Origin of the sequence: Microbacterium sp. YJN-G (assembly GCF_015040615.1) — a bacterium.
GTDB lineage: Bacteria > Actinomycetota > Actinomycetes > Actinomycetales > Microbacteriaceae > Microbacterium.
Genome location: NZ_CP060402.1, coordinates 97,830 through 115,837, shown reverse-complemented (window position 1 = coordinate 115,837; position 18,008 = coordinate 97,830). Strand labels below are relative to the sequence as shown.

The following is an 18,008-nucleotide window of genomic DNA, read 5'->3' as shown; positions in this document are numbered from 1 at the left end:
CTCAGGGACCCAGGACGGTGAAGGGGGCGGGGAGGAGGTCCTGCTCGCGGGAGGACGGGCCGACGAGCAGGGTGAAGGCGCCGGGCTCGACGACGCGGTCGCCGCGAGCATCCACGATCGTGCAGGCCGAAACCGGCACCTCGATCGTGACGCGCACCGTCTCACCGGGCGGCACCGTCACCTGCCGGTACGCCTTCAGCTCGCGGTCGGTCCAGCTCGCCGAGGTCACCTCGTCGCGCACGTACGCCTGCACGGTCTCGAGCGCGGGGCGTTCTCCCGTGTTCCGCAGCGTCACCGACGCTGACACCACGCCGTCGGCATCCAGCACCGCCGATGCCAGCATCAGGGCGGAGTACTCGACCGTCGTGTACGAGAGGCCCTCACCGAACGCCCAGGCCGGCGCCTGGGTGAGGTCGGCGTAGCGGTCGCCGTGCTGCCCGCGCACCTGGTTGTAATAGGTCGGCTGCTGCCCGGCATGCCGGGCGAACGAGATCGGCAGCCGGCCGGTCGGCTCGATCGCACCGGTGATGAGTTCGGCGATCGCCCGGCCGCCCTGCATCCCCGGGTTGGCGACCCAGAGCACCGCGGCGGCTCGGGAGACGGATGCCGGCAGCACGAGCGGCTTGGACGCCATCAGCACCACGATCACGGGCCTTCCGGTCGCGATCAGCGCGTCGAGCAGAGCGATCTGCCCGCCGATGAGCTCGAGGGTCGCCGTCGAGCGGCCCTCGCCGTACAGCCCCCGCGCGTCGCCGACGACGGCGACGACGGCATCCGAATCCTCCGCCGCGGCGACCGCCTCGGCGAGCTGCGCGTCGTCGGCCGGGATCGGGCGGACCACCGGCGGGCGGGGTTGCCCGTCCGGCCAGGTCTCGCCCGCGGGGTCGGGTTCGAGGCTGAGGATGTCGGCGCCGCGGGCGTGTACGACCTGCCACGGCGCGATCTCGCGCAGTCCGTCGAGCACGGTCGTGATCATCTCGCGCGGCTGCCCGTCGATCCAGCCGGCCTGTCCGGATCCTCCGGCCCAGTCGCCGAGCTGCTCCTGTGCGTCGTCGGCGAGCGGCCCGACGACGGCGATGCGCGCGATCGCGCCCGGCACCGCCGTCACGCCGCCGGCATCCGGCACCGGCCCACCAGGCGCAGCCGCCGAAAGCGACCCACCAGGCGCAGCCGGCGAAAGCGGCCCACCAGGCGCAGCCGGCGAAAGCGGCAGCGTCCCGTCGTTCTGCAGCAGCACCAGCGACCGCCGTGCGACCTCCAGATTGAGGTCGGCGTGCGCTGCCTGTCCCACGACGTCTGCGAGTCCTTCCGAGGGCAGCCGCGGATCCTCGAACAGCCCGAGCTCGAACTTCAGCGTGAGGATGCGCGCGACCGCGGCATCGAAGTCGGTGGAGGTCAGCATCCCCCGCTCCACCGCCTCGAGCGCACCCTCGAAGAACATCGGGGTGGTCATCACCATGTCGTTGCCGGCCTTCACCGCGGCCGCGGCCGCGTGCGCGTAGTCGGGCTGCACCTGCTGCTCCCAGACCATGCGGCCCACGTTGTCCCAGTCGGTGATGAGCGTGCCGGTGTAGCCCCACTCGCCGCGCAGCACGTCGCTGAGCAGCCAGTCGTTGACGGTGATCGGCACGCCGTCGGTGGTCTGGTAGCCGAGCATGAAGGTGCGGCATCCTTCGCGGGCGACCCGCTCGAAGGGCGGCAGGAACCACGAGCGCAGCTTGCGGGGCGAGATGTCGGCCTCGCTCGCGTCGCGCCCGCCCTGGGTCTCGGAGTATCCGGCGAAGTGCTTGGCCGTGGCGAGGATGGCGGTCGGATCGGCGAGTCCCTCACCCTGGTAGCCGCGCACCATGGCGCTGGCGAGCTCGCCGATCAGGTGCGGATCCTCGCCGAAGGTCTCGTTGACCCGCCCCCAGCGCAGGTCGCGTGCGATGCACAGCACCGGCGAGAAGGTCCAGTGGATGCCGGTGGCGGCCACCTCCACGGCGGTCGCCCTGGCCACCCGCTGCACGAGCTCGGCATCCCACGATGCGGCCATGCCGAGCTGGGTCGGGTAGATCGTCGCGCCCGGCCAGAACGAATGACCGTGGATGCAGTCCTCGCCGACCAGCAGCGGGATGCGCAGCCGCGTCTGCGCGGTCAGCCGGTTCGCCTCGACGATGCGCTCGGGCGAGGTGTGCAGGATCGACCCGACGTGGCGGCGCAGCACGTGCTCTGCGAGGTCGTCGCGCGCGTCGAGCTGCAGCATCTGCCCGATCTTCTCCTCGACGCTCATGCGCGACAGCAGGTCGGCGACACGCTCGTCGATGTGCCGGGAGGAATCCTGGTAGGCGTGGCTGGTCAGGAGGCTTGCAGTGCTGGTCAAGACGTCGGTTCCTTCTGGTCGTGCTGGGCTCGGTCGGCGGCTCGGCGGTCGACTCGGTCGTCGGCTCGGTCGGCGACGCGCCGGTCGTCCGTCACGGAGCGGGATCGGATGCCGCTGACCGCGGCCGCGAGTTCGGGACGGACGGCCGTGACGGCGTCGTTCACGTCGAGGCCCTTCTTCTTCATCGCCCTGGCGCGCTCGCCTGCCGAGCGCAGTCGCGGGTTGACGTACTCGTCGATGCCGAAGTTGATCAGCGCGAGAGCCACGCCGATGAACGCGATGCAGAGCCCAGGCGGCAGGTACCACCACCACTGGTTCTGGCGGAACGCGCCCTGGGCACTGGCCCAGTTGAGGATCGTGCCCCAGTTGTAGGTGGTCACGGGGATCACGCCGATGTACGACAGCGTCGTGAGGGTGAGGATGGCGGCGGTCACGGTACCGACGAAGCTCGCGGCGATCAGCGCCATCAGGTTCGGCAGCATCTCGATCGTGATGATGCGCCGCAACGGCTCGCCGTTGGCGCGCGCGGCCTGGATGAAGTCGCGGTTGCGCAGCGACATGGTCTGGGCGCGCAGCACGCGCCCTCCCCACGCCCAGCCGGTGATGCCGAGCACGGCGGCGACGAGCCACAGCGGCGGGTCCTCGAACATCGAGGCGACGATGATGATCAACGGCAGACCCGGGATGACCAGGAAGACGTTGGTCAGCGCCGACAGCGACTCGCTGCGCCAGCCGGTCAGGTAGCCGGCGATGACGCCCACGGTGATCGCGATGACGGTGGCGATGATCGCGGCGAGGAAGCCGACGATGATGATGCCTCGGGTGCCGTGGATGACCTGGCTCAGCACGTCTTCGCCGATGTGCGTGGTGCCCAGCCAATGCGCGGCCGAGGGCGGCTGGAACCGCGCGGTGTTGTCGACCTTGGTCGGTGCGTAGGGTGCGATCACGTCGGCGAACAGGGCGATCAGCACGAAGAAGCCCAGGATCACCAGGCCCGTGATCGACTTGCCGTTGCGGAACATCGCGAACGCGCCGACCAGGCGCGACCACAGGCCGGGCTCGCGGGGCTCGTCCAGCGGCCGGGCGGTGCGCACCGCCATGGTCCCGTCGGCGCGCGCCACGCGCGCGGCGGGGCTGACCGTCTCACGCGTGGTGGGTGCGCCAGAGGCGCGATCTTCACGAGCGCCAGAGACGCGGTCTTCACGGGCGCCAGAGGCGCGGGTGTCGGATTCGGCGGTCATGGCTCAGGCCTCCGTCTGGCGCGTGCGCGGGTCGAGGAATGCGTAGGCGAGGTCGGCGAGCAGGTTCGCGATGAGCACCGACAGGGTGATCACGAGGAACACGCCCTGCATGAGCGCGTAGTCCTTCGCGTTGGTGGCATCCAGTAGCAGCTTGCCGACGCCCGGGTAGCTGAAGACCATCTCCATCACGATCGTGCCGCCGACGATGAACCCGATCGACAGTGCGAAGCTCTGGATCTGCGGCAGCACGGCGTTGCGGGCGGCGTACCGCCACAGCACGCGGCGGTTCGGCATCCCCTTGGCCTGCGCGACCATGATGTAGTCCTCGTCGAGCACCGTGAGCATCATGTTGCGCATCCCCAGCATCCAGCCGCCCAGCGACGCGATGACGATGGTGAGCGCGGGCAGCGCCCCGTGATGGATGACCTGCCCGATGAATTCGAACGTCCATTCCGGGCGGATGCCGACGCCGTACGCCTTGCCGATCGGGAACCACCTCAGGTTCACCGAGAACAGCGCGATGGCCAGCAGGCCCAGCCAGAAGTACGGGATGGTGCTGAGGAACGTGGTGATCGGCACGAACACGTCGAGGCGGCTGCCCCGGCGCCAGCCGACGATCGCGCCGCCGATGGTGCCGATCGCGAACGACACGATCGTGGCGAAGCCGACGAGTCCGATCGTCCACGGCAGCGCCTGGCTGATCACCTCGGTGACCGGGCGAAGCCCGTGCAGCAGCGAGACGCCGAGGTCGCCGCGCAGCAGCAGCGCCCAGTAGTCGATGTACTGCTGGATCAGCGTCTTGTCGGTGTCGAGGCCGAGCAGCGCGCGCAGCGCGTCGGCGGCCTCGGGGGAGACGTTGCGGTTGCGGGCGAGGTACTGGGTGACCGCATCGCCCTTCATCATGCGGGGCAGGAAGAAGTTGATCGTGATCGCGGCCCACAGGGTGAACAGGTAGAACGCCGCCCGGTTGGCGAGGAACCGCCACGGCACGCGCGCGTGCCGGCTGCTGACGGCGGTGGCGGTCGTGCCCGAGGCGACGGCATCCGTCTCGGGAAGGGCGGTCTCGGGGACGTGCGGTTCGACGGCGGTCATCGCGCACCTCCTGCCGTGGCCGCACCGGCGGCCGCGTCCGCGCGCCCTCCGGCCGCGAACCAGCGCTCGGGGTCGGGCGACGCGGCGCGCAGCTGCCGGGTGTACGGGTCCTGCGGATTCAGGATGACGTCGTCGGCGGGCCCCTGCTCGACGATGCGCCCCTGGTTCAGCACGATGATCTCGTCGCTGAAGTGCCGGGCGGTCGCCAGGTCATGGGTGATGTAGAGCACGCCGAGTCCCTCCTCGCGCTGCAGGTCGGCCAGCAGGTTCAGCACTCCCAGCCGGATGGAGACGTCGAGCATCGAGACCGGCTCGTCGGCGACGAGCAGCTGCGGCCGGGATGCCAGGGCGCGGGCGATCGCGACGCGCTGCCGCTGACCGCCCGAGAGCTCGTGCGGGCGCCGGTCGATCACGGCATCCGGATCCAGCCGCACCCGATCCAGCAGCCGCCGCACCTCCCCCTCGGTCTCGCTCTTCGGCACCACATCGTCCAGCCGCAGCGGACGCTCGATGTGGTACCGGATGGAGTGGTACGGGTTCAGCGACGCAAACGGGTCCTGGAACACCATCCGCAGCCGCTGCCGGTACGTGCGCAGCCCGCGTCCGCGGCGCGGGATCGGCTTGCCGTCCAGGCGGATCTCGCCGCTGCTGGGCGTCTCGAGCTGGGTGAGGATCTTGGCGATCGTCGACTTTCCGCTGCCGGACTGGCCGACCAGGCCGATCGTGCGGCCCGACTCGAGCGTGAACGAGACGTCGTCGAGCGCCTTGATCTGGCCGGCGCCGCGGACGTTGTAGCTCTTGGTGACGTGGTCGAACTCGAGGATGCTCATCGCACCACCACTCCCCTCTCACCGGTCAGGCGCGGGAACGACTCCAGCAGCCGGCGGGTGTACTCGTGCTGCGGGCTGTTCCAGATCCGCCCAGCGGTCTGCAGCTCGACGATCTCGCCATCGCGCATGATGGCGATGCGGTCGCTGATCTCCAGCAGCAACGGCAGGTCGTGGGTGATGAAGATCACCGAGAAGCCGAATTCGTGGCGCAGCTGCGAGATCTGCCGCAGGATCTCGCGCTGCACGAGCACGTCCAGTGCGGTGGTCGGCTCGTCCATGACCATCAGCTGCGGACGCAGGGCGAGGGCCATCGCGATCATCACGCGCTGGCGCATGCCGCCCGAGAGCTCGTGCGGGAACGAGCGGATGCGGTCGCGCCCGACCTTGACGAGCTCGAGCAGCTCCTCGACCTCGAGCCGGCGCTGCCGGCGAGTCATCTCGGGGCGGTGCACCTCGAAGACGTCCGAGAGCTGCGAGCCGATCGTGGCCACCGGGTTGAGCGCGTTCATCGCACCCTGGAAGACCATCGAGATCCGGTCCCATCGGAAGCGGCGCATCTGCTCGGCATCCAGGGCTCCCACGTCGACCGCGTCTCCCGACGCGTCGTGGAAGGTGACGGTGCCACCGGTGATGACCGCCGGGGCCTTCAGCAGGCGCTGGATGCCGTAGGCGAGGGTCGTCTTGCCGCATCCGCTCTCGCCGGCGAGACCGAGGATCTCACCGCGTCGCAGTTCGAGGGAGACGTCGCGGACGGCCGCGACGGGCGGGTCGACGTCGTACACGACCGAGAAGTCGCGCACGGAGAGCAGGGGTTCGGGCATGGTGTGGTCGCTTTCGTGCCGGGAGGGAAGGGAACGGATGCCGGGTGCGGGGCCCTGCGTGCGCGCAGGGCCCCGCAGTGTCATCAGTTCGCCGGCGTCAGCTTCGTGAGCACCTGCACGATGCCGGGCTGGGTCGGGTCGGCCGAGGCGTACTGGTCGTCCTCGGTGGGCCAGCCGACGTAGTTGCGGGTGTTGTACTCGCCCAGCAGCGGGTGGGCGCCCAGCGGGATGGCGGGCACGTTCTCGACGAACGCCTTCTGCATGACGGCGACGGCGTCGGTGCGCTCCTGCTCGGAGGCGGCGTTGGCGTAGGTGTTCAGCGCCTCGGTGACGGCCGGGTCGTCGAAGCGGCCGAAGTTGAACTGGGCCTTGCCGTCGACGATCCACTTCGGGTCCATGGTCGAGGTGTACAGACCGTAGGCGTTGCCGGTGTCCTCGAGCCAGTGGATGATCGCCTGGAAGGTGCCCTCCTGGCGTGCGGCATCCCAGCCACCCCAGTCGGGCTGGTCGACCTTGACCTCAATGCCGAGCGCCTCGTCGAGCTCTTCGGCCAGCAGCGCCTGCTCGGTGTTCCAGTCGCTCCAGCCGGCGGGCACGGAGATCGAGAACGAGACCGGCTTGCCCTCGGGGTCGATCAGCTTCTCGCTCTTCCACGTGTAGCCGGCGTCGGTCAGGATCTGCCTGGCCTTGTCGACGTCGACCTCGTAGTTCTGGTCCTTGTACTCGGGCTGGATCTCGTCTTCGAGCAGCTTGCCGAGTCCGGTGACGTTCCAGACCGCCTCGCTCGCGCCCTCGCGGGCGATGTCGACGTAGGCCTGCCGGTCGATGGTCCAGGCGAGCGCCTGACGCAGCGCCACATCGTCGAACGGCTCGGCCTGCAGGTTCATGAACAGGGTTCCGGCGCCGGCGGTCGGCGAGACCAGGAAGTGGTTGTCCTCGTCGGCGGCGAGGTAGCTCTCCTCGATCTGCGGGATGAAGGCCTGCGCCCAGTCGGCCTCGCCCGAGACGAGTGCCGTGGTCAGTGCGGCGTTGTCACCGTAGGAGACGTAGTGCAATTCGGGGACGGCCAGCTCGCCGCCCCAGTAGTCCTCGTTGGCGGTCAGCGTGACCGACTCGGTCGACCAGTTGTCGAGCACGTAGGGTCCGGTGCCGACTGCGAGGCCCTCGCCGGTGAGCGGGTCGGTGTTCGGGTCGGCGATGTCCTGCCAGATGTGCTTGGGGACGATCGGGGTGTGCAGCACGCGCGACTGCGCGGTGTACTTCGAATCGGCGAACTTCAGCGTGATCCGGTCGCCGTCGACGGTGGCGCCCTCGTACTTCAGCCCCGAGGTGTCGGCGAGCCTGCCCTCGAGGAACTGGTCGAAGGTGAAGACGATGTCGTCGCCGGTGAAGTCCTCGCCGTCGCTCCACTTCACGCCGCTGCGCGGGACGACGGTCAGCTCGGTGTAGTCGTCGTTCCACTCCACCGACTCCGCCAGCCACGGCGTCGTGCCGAGGTCACCGGTGGGGTTCACGAGGGCGAGCGGCTCGAAGATCACCTTCGCGTAGCCGTACTTCGACGCCGAGGAGTCGCCCAGGTAGGGGTTGTGCGACTCGGTGGTGATCGCGCCGTCGGGCTTGGCGATCGTGAGCGCCGCGCCGGATGACGCTGTGCCGCCGTCGTCGCCGGATGCGGGGGCGCATCCGGCGAGCGCGCCGACGCCGAGCGCGGCGATCGCGGTCATCGCGAGAACTGATCTGCTGAGCTTCATTGCTTCTCCTAGGGCACTGATCCGGGTGTCGGGGGATGTGAGCGGCTTCGCTCGAGTGCTGTTCACTTACTGGCGAGAAAGTGAACTGTGAGCAGATTACCTACTAGTCAGTAAGCTTGCAAGCGAGCATTATCAGACCGTTACACTCGCCTCAGGAGGACTCCACGTGGCAAAGGACACGCCCCGCACCCGTGCGGCGCAGCACAAGCGCATCGAGATCCTGAAGGCTGCAGTGGAGATCTTCGGCAGCAAGGGCTCGACGAACGGCACGCTCGCCGACGTCGCCGAGCAGGTCGGCATGACGCACGCGGGCGTGCTGCACCATTTCGGTTCGAAGCAGAAGCTGCTGCTCGAGGTGCTGGCCTACCGCGACCAGGCCGACGTGGCCGAGCTCGCCGAGAAGCACATCCCGGGCGGGCCGGAACTGTTCCTGCACCTGGTGCGCACCGCGTACGCGAACGCGCATCGGCCGGGCATCGTGCAGGCGTACACGGTGCTCTCATCGGAGTCGGTCACCGACGGGCATCCCGGCCGCGAGTACTTCGAGGAGCGGTACACGACGCTGCGACGAGAGGTCTCCGAGGCCTTCGCGGTGCTGTGCGAAGCGGAGGGCGTGACCGACACGGCATCCATCGCCGCCGCCTCGGCGAGCATCCTCGCCGTCATGGACGGGTTGCAGCTGCAGTGGCTGCTGCATCCCGAGGTCATCGACCTCGGCGAGACCAGCGAGTTCGCCATCCGCGCGATCGTGAACAGCGTGCTGCACCCCGGCCCCGCCCTCGAGTCCTACGCCTGATGGGTTGCTGAGCCCGTGGGTTGCTGAGCCTGTCGAAGCATGGGTTGCTGAGCCTGTCGAAGCATGGGTTGCTGAGCCTGTCGAAGCATGGGTTGCTGAGCCTGTCGAAGCATCCCAGCCCGACACCCGTGCTGCCGCTGGGGCCCTTCGAGAGCCTCAGGGACCCAGCGGGTGGGACGTGCGGGAGGGATGGGTTGCTGAGCCTGTCGAAGCATCCCAGCCCGACACCTGTGCTGCCGCTGGGGCCCTTCGAGAGCCTCAGGGACCCAGCGGGTGGGACGTTCACCAGGCGGGCGGGCCCTTCGACAGGCTCAGGGACCCGGCAGGGTCGGGGGCGGGGGTGGGAGGATGGGGGGATGAGGCAGGTTCACGTCGTCACGGGCGCCGGCTCCGGCATCGGGCAGGTCATCGCACAGCGTCTCGCCGAACGCGGCGACCGGCTCGTCCTGGTCGCCCGCGACGAGGCCCGTGCGCAGGAGCTCGCCGCACGGCATCCGGGATCCCTGACAATCGCCGCCGACCTCGCCCACCCGGGACACCTCGCGGATGCCGTTGCCGCTGCGGATCTTCCCGACCGGGTCGACAGTCTGATCCACGCCGCCGGAATCGTCCGGCTCGGGCCGGTCGCCGACCTCGCCCTGGACGACTGGACCCGCCAGCTCACCGTGAACCTCGCCGCACCCGCTGAGCTGACCCGGCTGCTGCTGCCGCGGCTGCGCGCAGCGCGCGGCCAGGTGCTGTTCATCAACTCCGGTGCCGGGCTCAGCGCGCATCCGGACTGGTCGGCGTACGCGGCATCCAAGCACGGCCTCAAGGCGCTCGCCGACGCGCTGCGCGGTGAGGAGCGTGCCAACGGCGTGCGCATCACGTCCGTGTATCCGGGCCGCACCGCCACGCCAATGCAGGAGCTCGTGCACCGGCAGGAGGGCCGGACCTACGACCCGTCGAAGTTCATCGACCCGGCATCCGTGGCCACGGCGGTCCTCACCGCGCTCGATCTGCCGCGCGACGCGGTGATCTCCGACGTGACGGTGCGCCCTGATCTGTGAGCCCTGATCTCTGAGCCCTGACCGCTGAGTCCGACCCGCACCGTAGGCTCTGGGCATGACGATCGACCTCGAGGCCCTGTACATCGATCTGCACAAGCATCCCGAGCTCTCCTTCCAGGAGACCCGCACGGCGGGCGTCGCGGCATCCCATCTTCGAGATCTCGGGCTCGAGGTGCATGAGGGCATCGGCATCACCGGGGTGATCGGCGTGCTGCGCAACGGCAGCGGGCCCGTGGTCTGGCTGCGGGCCGACATGGACGGCCTGCCGGTCGCCGAGGAGACCGGGCTGCCGTACGCGTCGTCCGCGACCGGGATCGATCCCGACGGCGCCGCGGTGCCGGTGATGCACGCCTGCGGCCACGACATGCACGTGACCGCCATGATCGGCGCGGTCGAACGGCTGGTGGCACAGCGCGCTGAGTGGTCGGGCACCGTGGTCGTCGTGATCCAGCCCGCCGAGGAGTTCGGCGCGGGCGCCCGGGCCATGCTCGACGACGGCCTGCTCGACCGCTTCCCCCGCCCCGACGTGGTGCTCGGCCAGCACGTCACACCTCTCCCGGCGGGCGTGATCGGCGTGCGGCCGGGGCCGCAGATGTCGGCATCCGACGGCATCCAGGTGGTGCTGCACGGTCGCGGCGGGCACGGTTCGCGCCCGCACTCGACGATCGACCCGATCGTGATGGCGGCGGCGACGATCATGCGCCTGCAGACGGTCGTCTCGCGCGAGGTCGACCCGCACGATCTCGCCGTGGTCACGGTCGGAGCCGTGCACTCGGGCACGAAGAACAACATCATCCCGGCCGACGCGAACCTGCAGCTGAGCCTGCGGTACCCAGACGAGCAGCTGCGCGAGAAGGTGCTCGAGAAGGTCGAGCGCGTCGTGCGCGCCGAGGCGATGGCATCCGGCGCCGAGCGCGAACCTGAATTCTCGACGTTGCACTCGCTGCCGGCGACGATCAACGACGCGGATGCCACGGCCAGGGCGGTCGCGGCCTTCCAGGCCGCATTCGGCGAGCAGAGGGTGATCGACCCCGGCCTGTTCACCGGCAGCGAGGACGTGTCCTGGTTCGCGCGCGATGCCGGCGTCCCGTTGGTGTTCTGGTTCTGGGGCGGCCACGACCCGATCGCCTACGCAGAGGCCGAGGCGAACGGCACCCTCGACCGCGACGTGCCCACCAACCACTCGCCGTTCTACGCCCCGGTCATCCAGCCCACGATCGATGCGGGCGTGACGGCGATGGTCGTCGCGGCCCGCGAGTTCCTGGACTGAGGTCCGGCCCTTCGCTCCCCACGCCCCCTCCACGCATCGCTCCCCACTGCGCGGAGCCTCCGGGCGCGTGGGCCCGGCTCAGGGACCCAGGGCAGGGGCGAGCCGGCGTCAGATCCGGCGCGCGGTGATCGCCTCACGACCCTGCGTGCGCCGCAGCGTGCGCAGGCAGCGGCCGCAGAGGATCTCCACGACGCGCGGATGACCTTCGCCGCAGTTGCAGTCGATGCTCACCCGCCAGCGGGCGCGGCGTCCGCACGGGATGTACTCCGTCTCGGTGCCGTGATCGCACTCGCAACGCGGCGTCTCGCCGCCTTCGAGGTTCGGCAGCTCGCTGAGGTCGACCGACTCGCCGGTGTCGACGGCCTCGTCGGTGCCGGTCTCTTCGGTGCGGGTCTGCTCCACGACTCGCATGGTCACGCCTCCAGCACGCGGTGGTTGATCTCGTGGGCCTCGCGGTGCAGGCGCTCCATGCGCTGGTCGAGCTCCTGCGCGGCTTCCGCGGCATCCGTCAGGCTCTGCACGAGGTGGGCGGGCACCCGCCCGTCGAACTTGTAGTGGATCTTGTGCTCGAGGCTGGCCCAGAAGTCCATCGCGATGGTGCGGAACTGCACCTCGACCGGGATCGCCACCGCGCCAGTCGACAGGAAGACCGGCACCTCGATGATCGCGTGCAGGCTGCGGTAGCCGTTCTCCTTCGGCGAGGCGATGTAGTCCTTGACGATGCGGACGGTGACGTCGTCCTGCTGGGTGAGCAGGTCGAACAGCCGGTACACGTCGCTGACGAAGCTGCAGGTGACCCGCACGCCGGCGATGTCGGTGATTCCGGTCCGGATGCTGTCGAAATCGGCCTCGATGCCCCGCCTTGCCACCTTCTCGACGATGCTGTCGGGCGACTTCAGCCGGCTCTTGACGTGCTCGATCGGGTTGTAGGCGTGCATGTGCGTGAACTCGTCGCGCAGGATCGAGATCTTCGTCTCGACCTCGCGCATGCCGAACTCGTACTCGCGCAGGAACCGCTGGAACGCGTCGCGCAGCTGCCTCGCCTCAGCGATCGCAGCGTCGTCGACGGGGAGCGTTGTCATATCCCCGACGTTACGCCGTCGTGATTCGGAATGGGCTGGACGTTCGTCCCTGGCGAACCCGCTGCGAGACGCGGCGCATCAGGCATCGCGTGACCGCCAGAGCAGCCAGACGAAGTACGGGGCGCCGAGCAGCGCGACGACGATGCCGGCGGGCAGCTGCGCGGGGGCGAGCACGGTGCGGCCCACGGCATCCGCCACCCCGACCAGCACCGCACCGAGCACGACCGCGACGGGGATCACCCGGGTGTGCCGGGCGCCGACGAGCGCCCGCGCGGCGTGCGGGGCGACCAGCCCCACGAAGCCGACCACGCCGACCGCCGCGACGCTGAGCGCCGCGAGCACGGCGGCGGTCGCCAGCAGCGCCAGCCGCGTGCGTTCGAGACGGATGCCGACCAGCCGGGGCGTGTCCTCGTCCATGGCGAGGATGTCGAGGTCGCGCCGCTGCGCGATCACGAACGGCAGTGCGATCACGAGCACGATCACGAGCGGGATGACCTGCTCCCAGATGCGCCCGTAGGTGGTGCCTGACAGCCAGGTGTAGATCTTCGGGGTGTCCCACGGGTTCGAGCGCAGCAGCACGAACGTGGTCAGCGCGACCGTGCCGTACCAGACGCCGATGCCGATGAGCACGAGCCTGTCGGCGCTGAGTCCGCCACGCCAGGCCAGCGCGTACACGAGCCCGAAGGCCAGCAGTGCTCCGGTGATCGCTGCCAGCAGCATGCCGAGCGTGGATGCCGCGGCGCTGGTCACCACGAGCACGGCCCCCAGGCCCGCACCGCCCGTGATGCCGAGCAGTCCCGGCTCGGCGAGCGGGTTGCGGCTGACGCCCTGCGTGACGGTGCCTGCCAGGCCCAGGGCGGCTCCAGCCACGACCGCCGCGATCACGCGCGGAGCGCGCTCGTCGAGCGCGAAAGACACCAGCGGCGGCACCTGCTGCTGCAGCCAGAGCACGATGTCGCCGGTGAGCAGCGGGGTGGCGCCCACCAGCATCCCGATCAGGATGACGGCGGCGAGCGCGGCGCTGCCGGCGCTGAGCACGATGACGAAGCGGCGGGTGCTGCGCACGCCGAAGCGGATGCTCGGAGGCCGGCGGGTGGGTCCCGCGTCGCGCAGCCGGCGTGCCATGAGGATGAGGACGATCGCGCCCAGCAGCGTCGTGGCGACGCCGGTCGGGACGGCGATCGCGCCCTCGGCGCCGATGATCGCCCGCAGCACGGCATCCGCGAGGATGACGATGATCGCGCCCATCAGTCCCGTCGCCGGGATGAGCAGCGCATGCCGGGTGAGCGCCGGGACCAGCCGCGACAGCAGGCGGGCGATGACGGGCGCGCAGAGTCCGACGAATCCGACCGGTCCCGCCAGCGTCACGGCGGCGGCGGTGAGCAGCACTGACAGCAGGATGCCGATCACCCGGGTGGATCGGATCGGCACACCGAGGGATGCGGCGGTGTCGTCGCCGAGCGCGAGCACGTCCAGGCGCCGCGTGAGGGCGAGCGCGAGGGCGACGGCGACGGCGATCACGGGCGCTGCGCGCAGGAACGACTCGATGCCCAGCTGCGACAGGCTGCCGCTGCCCCAGGCGAACAGGCCCTTGGTCTCCTCGTCGAAGAGCACGAGCAGCGCCGAGGTGCCGGCCTGCAGCGCCAGGGCCAGAGCGGAGCCGGCGAGCACCAGCCGGGTGGTCGATGAGGCGGCGCCTCCCGCCAGGCCCAGCACGAGCGCCGCGGCGGCCAGCCCGCCGATGAAGGCGACGAGCCCGGAGGCCCAGAACGGGATGCTGATGCCGAAGGCGGTGACCGCGGTGACGGCGAAGTACGACCCGGCGGTGACGCCGAGGGTGTCGGGTGAGGCGATCGGGTTGCGGGCCAGCGACTGCATGAGCAGGCCCGCGACACCCAGCGCGAAGCCGACCGCGACGCCGGCGGCCAGCCGCGGCAGGCGGGAGCCGAACAGGATCTCGGGGTCGGCGAGCACCTGCCCGCTGGTCCCCTGCGTGAGGTGCCAGCCGGCCGCGGCCACGAGCACGACGAGCAGGGCCGCGAGCACGCCCACGGCGCGCCCCGTGCCCGACCGGTCGATGATCGAAGCCGGCTCGCTCACCTCGTCGCGCTTGCTGAGCGAAGAGGTGAACGACACGGCCGGCCCTTCGCTCACTTGGTGATGACGTCGACGTACGCGTCGATGATCTGCTCGGCCGAGCGCGGTCCGCCGAAGGTCCAGATGCCGGCCGGGAACGCGTGGATGCGGTCCTCGGCGACCGCCGGGATCGACGCCCAGGCCGGGTTCTTCGCGGCGGCGTCGACGACGCTCTCCGAGTCGGGGTCGGCGGTGCCGGTGTGCAGCAGCATCGCGTCGCCGATCGTGGTCATGCCCTCGATGTCGGTCTGGCCCAGGCCGTATGCCGCGTCGACCTCACCCGTCCAGGCGTTCGTGAGACCGAGCTCCTCGCCGAGCTCGCCGATCAGCGAGCCCTGGCCGAACGGACGCAGCGAGACGTTGCCGCCGTCGACCCAGCCGTCGAAGAACACGAACGGCGCGCCCTCGAGGTCGGCACCGGCGACGGCCTCCTTGCCGTCGGCGAGCTTCTGCTCGAACTCGCCCTTGACCACATCGGCGCGCTCGGTGCGGCCGGTCGCCTCGGCGATCAGGTCGAAGGTGGAGAGCATCTGCGCGATCGGGTCCTTCGCGTCGGCACCGAGCGTGGCGAGTACGGGCACTCCGTACTTCTCGAGCTGGCCGATGATCGCGTCGTCACGGGTGTACGCCTCGACGATCACCAGGTCGGGCTCGGCGGCGAACAGCGCGTCGAGGTTCGGCTCCTGGCGGGTGCCGACATCGGCGACGCCCTCGGGCAGCTCCTCGGCGGTGTCCCAGGTGCTGTAGCCCTCGGCATCCGCCACCGCGACCGGGGTCAGGCACAGCGAGAGCACGTCCTCGATCTGCTGCCACTCGAGCACCGCGACCTTCTGGGCGGGCTCGTCGAGCGTGACCGTGCGGCCGAACGCGTCAGTCAGCTCGACCGCGTCGGTCGAGGTGCTGGTCTTGTCGTCGGCGCAGCCGACGCCGGTCGCGGCCGAGGTCGACGTCTCCGCGGGCGCGGGGGCCGCGGAGGTGGTTCCGCAGGCGGTGAGCGCGAGAGTGAGGGCGCCGAGAGTGGCGAGGGCTGCGAGGGGCTTGTTCATGCGTGATGCTCCGGGATGGTGAGGGGACGGTGCGTGTGAGTGACGGTGCGTGTGAAAGGCAGGCGGGACGAGCGGGTGGTGCGGTTGGTGGGTGCGGTGCGGCGGGTGCGGTTGGTGAGTTCGGTGCGGCGGGTGCGGTGCGGGATGCCGGGGGTCAGGCGGGCAGAGCGGCCAGGCTGCGCCGGGCACGCTCGTGGTGGCGTCCGCGCGGGCTGATGTGCACGCGGCCGGTGCGCACGTCGACGTCGGCTTCGATGGGCAGCCCGTAGACCTCGGTGAGGTTCTCGGTGGTCAGCACCGCCGCCGGAGATCCGGCGGCGTACACGCGGCCGCGGTGCATGAGCACGACCTCATCGGCGACGGATGCCGCATGCCCCAGGTCGTGCAGCACGACACCCACCGCGGTGCCGCGGTCGGCGAGGTCGCAGATCAGGTCGAGCGTCTCGATCTGATACCGCAGGTCGAGGTGGTTGGTGGGCTCGTCGAGCAGCAGGATGCCGGTGCTCTGCGCGAGCGCGGTGGCCAGCCACACGCGCTGCAGCTCGCCTCCCGAGAGCTCGTCGACCGGGCGGTGCGTCATCGCCTCGAGCCCGGTGAGCGCGAGGGCGCCGGAGATCGCGGCGCGATCGGCATCCGTCAGCCCGGCGAACCGGCCGCGGTGCGGGTGGCGACCGTAGGCGACCACGTCGCGCACCTCCAGGCCGGAGGGATGCGGGCGCGACTGCGAGAGCATCGCGACCGTGCAGGCGAACTCCTTGGCCGAGAGGGCCGCCGCGTCGCGGACTCCGCGCTCCCCCTCAATGCGGACGCTGCCGGCATCGACCTTGTGCAGCCGTGCGAGAGCGCGCAGCGCGGTGGACTTGCCGCTGCCGTTCGGGCCGATCAGGGCGGTCACCGTTCCCGGGCGCAGGTGCAGCGACACCTCGTGCACCACACGGGTGCGGCCGTAGCTGAGGCTGAGCGCCTCGCCGTGCAGCTCGTCGGCGTGGACCCCGGGAATATCGGCGATGGTCTTCACGTTAGGAGAGCCTAACCTATACCGGCGGCGTGCACACACCCCCCTCGCGCGGGCCGGGCTCGTGGTCAGCGCTGCCGGCACCGATGCCGCTATGACGCAGCGGCCCGTCAGTCCATCGGAATCGACGCGGTCTCGCGATCGGGCCAGCGCACATCGATGCGCAGGCCCCCAGGGCCGCGGTTCAGCTCGACCATCGGGATCGACGAGCCGGTGCGCCACACGCGGACGGGCTTGCCGGCGCCCTCGGCCTTCCGCTCCTCCATCTGCGGGATCGACGGCGGCTCCGCCCCGCGCCGGATCGCGACCACGACCGGGTACCCCGCGGGCACATCACGCACGGTCACACGCGGCATCCCGGTGGTGCGGTACTCAGCATCCCTGCGGCGCACGTCGTCGACGACGGCGTCGTACGGAACGAGGATGCGCAGCTCGCTGTGGTCCTCGACGGCGTCATCACCGCCACCGAGGGCCGCGCACAGGTCGACCCCCTGGTCGACCTGTGTCAGCAGCACCGGATCGTGCGGTGCCGTCACCAGTTCGGAGCCCGTGAGGCGCAGGCCCGCCACATCGCCCGATTCCACGCGCACCGCACGCACCTGCCAGTCGCCATGCTGGGCAGACGCACACGTCAGCCGCGCACCCGCGAGCTGCAGCGGCCCGTCGGCGAACGGCGCCTGAGCGAGCGGAGCACCATCCGCATCGAGCACCGCGACGGAATCGGCGAGGTCATGCGAATCAGTCACCTTCGCACCGTATCCCACTCGGCGGATGCCCGGACGCGGCTCTGGCTGTGCTTAACCCTCTGAAGGATGGATGCGGTTCTGAAGGACGCCGCGGCTGTCGGCATCCTTCAGAATTGCGATCATCCTTCAGAGTTGCGGTGGCTGCGGGCGGACTACGCTGGCCGGGTGTCCCCCGTGCTCGCCGACGTCCTGCCGCTCCGCACCCCGCGGCTGGTGATCCGCGCCTGCACCGTCGACGACCTCGACGCCGTGTGGGAGTACCGCCGGCTTCCCGAGGTGAACCACTGGCTCTCCCGGGCGCCGCAGACCCGGGAGGACTTCCATACGGTCTACTCCGCCCCGGCCCTGCTCGGCTCGATGCTCGTCATCGAGCTCGCGGACGATTCGGGAACGGATGCCGACGGTCGCCGCCCCCTGATCGGCGACGTCGCCGTGCACATCGAAGACGGCTGGGCGCAGGCCGAGGTCGCCGAGCAGGCGCGCGGCGTGCAGGCCGAGCTCGGCTGGGCACTGCATCCGTCTCACGTCGGTCGCGGATTCGCGACCGAGGCGGTGCGCGCGGTGATCGGCTGCTGCTTCGGACCGCTCGGCCTGCTGCGCGTGCACGCCGGATGCTTCACCGCCAACGAGCCCTCCTGGCGGCTCATGGAGCGGATCGGCATGCGCCGTGAGGAAGACAGCCGAGCCACCGGCCTGCACCGCTCAGGTCAGTGGCTCGATGGGCTCAACTACGCACTGCTCGCCGAGGAGTGGCCGACCTGACGGCTCTCC

At 70.4% G+C, this 18,008-nt stretch carries 16 protein-coding genes; 4 read left to right on the top strand and 12 right to left on the bottom strand.

What is annotated here, in order from left to right; all coding sequences use genetic code 11:
• Position 1: 1 nt before the first annotated feature.
• The 6 genes from H7694_RS00535 to H7694_RS00510 form a co-directional block, all read right to left on the bottom strand.
• Positions 2-2,362, bottom strand: a complete 2,361-nt coding sequence (locus H7694_RS00535; protein ID WP_227468206.1) for a glycoside hydrolase family 3 N-terminal domain-containing protein — start codon at positions 2,360-2,362, stop codon at positions 2-4.
• Positions 2,359-3,462 (bottom strand): ABC transporter permease, encoded by a 1,104-nt coding sequence (locus H7694_RS00530; protein WP_193599000.1) that lies wholly within the window; start codon positions 3,460-3,462, stop codon positions 2,359-2,361. Before H7694_RS00530 ends, H7694_RS00535 begins: the two co-directional genes overlap by 4 nt.
• Positions 3,463-3,606: 144 nt before the next feature.
• Positions 3,607-4,695 carry an ABC transporter permease gene (locus H7694_RS00525; protein WP_193597661.1) on the bottom strand — a complete coding sequence of 363 codons (1,089 nt, stop codon included), beginning with the start codon at positions 4,693-4,695 and terminating at the stop codon, positions 3,607-3,609.
• Complete coding sequence (locus H7694_RS00520; RefSeq protein WP_193597660.1) at positions 4,692-5,525, bottom strand: ABC transporter ATP-binding protein; 834 nt, start codon at positions 5,523-5,525, stop codon at positions 4,692-4,694. Before H7694_RS00520 ends, H7694_RS00525 begins: the two co-directional genes overlap by 4 nt.
• Positions 5,522-6,346, bottom strand: coding sequence for an ABC transporter ATP-binding protein (locus tag H7694_RS00515; protein ID WP_193597659.1), 825 nt, complete (start codon positions 6,344-6,346; stop codon positions 5,522-5,524). The genes H7694_RS00520 and H7694_RS00515 overlap by 4 nt, the downstream gene beginning before the upstream one ends.
• A gap of 83 nt (positions 6,347-6,429) precedes the next feature.
• The gene (locus H7694_RS00510) at positions 6,430-8,070 is read right to left on the bottom strand and encodes an ABC transporter substrate-binding protein (RefSeq protein ID WP_227468205.1); all 1,641 of its coding nucleotides are present in this window, start codon (positions 8,068-8,070) and stop codon (positions 6,430-6,432) included.
• Positions 8,071-8,263: 193 nt separating this feature from the next.
• Here H7694_RS00510 and H7694_RS00505 point away from each other — a divergent pair, with 193 nt between their 5' ends.
• The 3 genes from H7694_RS00505 to H7694_RS00495 all read left to right on the top strand — a co-directional run bounded on the left by H7694_RS00505 (position 8,264) and on the right by H7694_RS00495 (position 11,212).
• On the top strand, positions 8,264-8,893 hold the full coding sequence (locus H7694_RS00505) for a TetR/AcrR family transcriptional regulator (RefSeq protein WP_193597657.1): 630 nt from the start codon (positions 8,264-8,266) through the stop codon (positions 8,891-8,893).
• Between the two features lie 356 nt (positions 8,894-9,249).
• Entirely contained in the window at positions 9,250-9,942 is a 693-nt protein-coding gene (locus tag H7694_RS00500; protein ID WP_193597656.1) for an SDR family oxidoreductase, read from the top strand.
• A gap of 55 nt (positions 9,943-9,997) precedes the next feature.
• Positions 9,998-11,212, top strand: a complete 1,215-nt coding sequence (locus H7694_RS00495) for an amidohydrolase (RefSeq protein ID WP_193597655.1) — start codon at positions 9,998-10,000, stop codon at positions 11,210-11,212.
• A gap of 108 nt (positions 11,213-11,320) precedes the next feature.
• On the opposite strand, the gene H7694_RS00490 is transcribed toward H7694_RS00495, so the two are convergent.
• From H7694_RS00490 to H7694_RS00465, 6 genes are all read right to left on the bottom strand, one after another.
• On the bottom strand, positions 11,321-11,629 hold the full coding sequence (locus H7694_RS00490) for a hypothetical protein (RefSeq protein WP_227468204.1): 309 nt from the start codon (positions 11,627-11,629) through the stop codon (positions 11,321-11,323).
• On the bottom strand, positions 11,626-12,294 hold the full coding sequence (locus H7694_RS00485) for a GTP pyrophosphokinase family protein (protein WP_193597653.1): 669 nt from the start codon (positions 12,292-12,294) through the stop codon (positions 11,626-11,628). The genes H7694_RS00490 and H7694_RS00485 overlap by 4 nt, the downstream gene beginning before the upstream one ends.
• Before the next feature lie 78 nt (positions 12,295-12,372).
• The gene (locus H7694_RS00480; protein ID WP_193597652.1) at positions 12,373-14,430 is read right to left on the bottom strand and encodes an iron ABC transporter permease; all 2,058 of its coding nucleotides are present in this window, start codon (positions 14,428-14,430) and stop codon (positions 12,373-12,375) included.
• Positions 14,431-14,444: 14 nt separating this feature from the next.
• The gene (locus H7694_RS00475) at positions 14,445-15,476 is read right to left on the bottom strand and encodes an iron-siderophore ABC transporter substrate-binding protein (RefSeq protein WP_193597651.1); all 1,032 of its coding nucleotides are present in this window, start codon (positions 15,474-15,476) and stop codon (positions 14,445-14,447) included.
• A gap of 154 nt (positions 15,477-15,630) precedes the next feature.
• Complete coding sequence (locus H7694_RS00470; protein ID WP_227468203.1) at positions 15,631-16,494, bottom strand: ABC transporter ATP-binding protein; 864 nt, start codon at positions 16,492-16,494, stop codon at positions 15,631-15,633.
• Between the two features lie 107 nt (positions 16,495-16,601).
• The gene (locus tag H7694_RS00465) at positions 16,602-17,237 is read right to left on the bottom strand and encodes a hypothetical protein (RefSeq protein ID WP_193597650.1); all 636 of its coding nucleotides are present in this window, start codon (positions 17,235-17,237) and stop codon (positions 16,602-16,604) included.
• 165 nt (positions 17,238-17,402) lie between these two features.
• Here H7694_RS00465 and H7694_RS00460 point away from each other — a divergent pair, with 165 nt between their 5' ends.
• Complete coding sequence (locus H7694_RS00460) at positions 17,403-17,999, top strand: GNAT family N-acetyltransferase (protein ID WP_227468202.1); 597 nt, start codon at positions 17,403-17,405, stop codon at positions 17,997-17,999.
• Positions 18,000-18,008 lie beyond the last annotated feature (9 nt).

Excerpts from the sequence above, each read along its gene's own strand:
- H7694_RS00530 (WP_193599000.1), bottom strand. The coding sequence starts at position 3,462 with ATGGCGGTGCGCACCGCCCGGCCGCTGGACGAGCCCCGCGAGCCCGGC.
- H7694_RS00525 (WP_193597661.1), bottom strand. The coding sequence starts at position 4,695 with ATGACCGCCGTCGAACCGCACGTCCCCGAGACCGCCCTTCCCGAGACG.
- H7694_RS00520 (WP_193597660.1), bottom strand. The coding sequence starts at position 5,525 with ATGAGCATCCTCGAGTTCGACCACGTCACCAAGAGCTACAACGTCCGC.
- H7694_RS00515 (WP_193597659.1), bottom strand. The coding sequence starts at position 6,346 with ATGCCCGAACCCCTGCTCTCCGTGCGCGACTTCTCGGTCGTGTACGAC.
- H7694_RS00510 (WP_227468205.1), bottom strand. The coding sequence starts at position 8,070 with ATGACCGCGATCGCCGCGCTCGGCGTCGGCGCGCTCGCCGGATGCGCC.
- H7694_RS00500 (WP_193597656.1), top strand. The coding sequence starts at position 9,250 with ATGAGGCAGGTTCACGTCGTCACGGGCGCCGGCTCCGGCATCGGGCAG.
- H7694_RS00495 (WP_193597655.1), top strand. The coding sequence starts at position 9,998 with ATGACGATCGACCTCGAGGCCCTGTACATCGATCTGCACAAGCATCCC.
- H7694_RS00485 (WP_193597653.1), bottom strand. The coding sequence starts at position 12,294 with ATGACAACGCTCCCCGTCGACGACGCTGCGATCGCTGAGGCGAGGCAG.
- H7694_RS00475 (WP_193597651.1), bottom strand. The coding sequence starts at position 15,476 with ATGAACAAGCCCCTCGCAGCCCTCGCCACTCTCGGCGCCCTCACTCTC.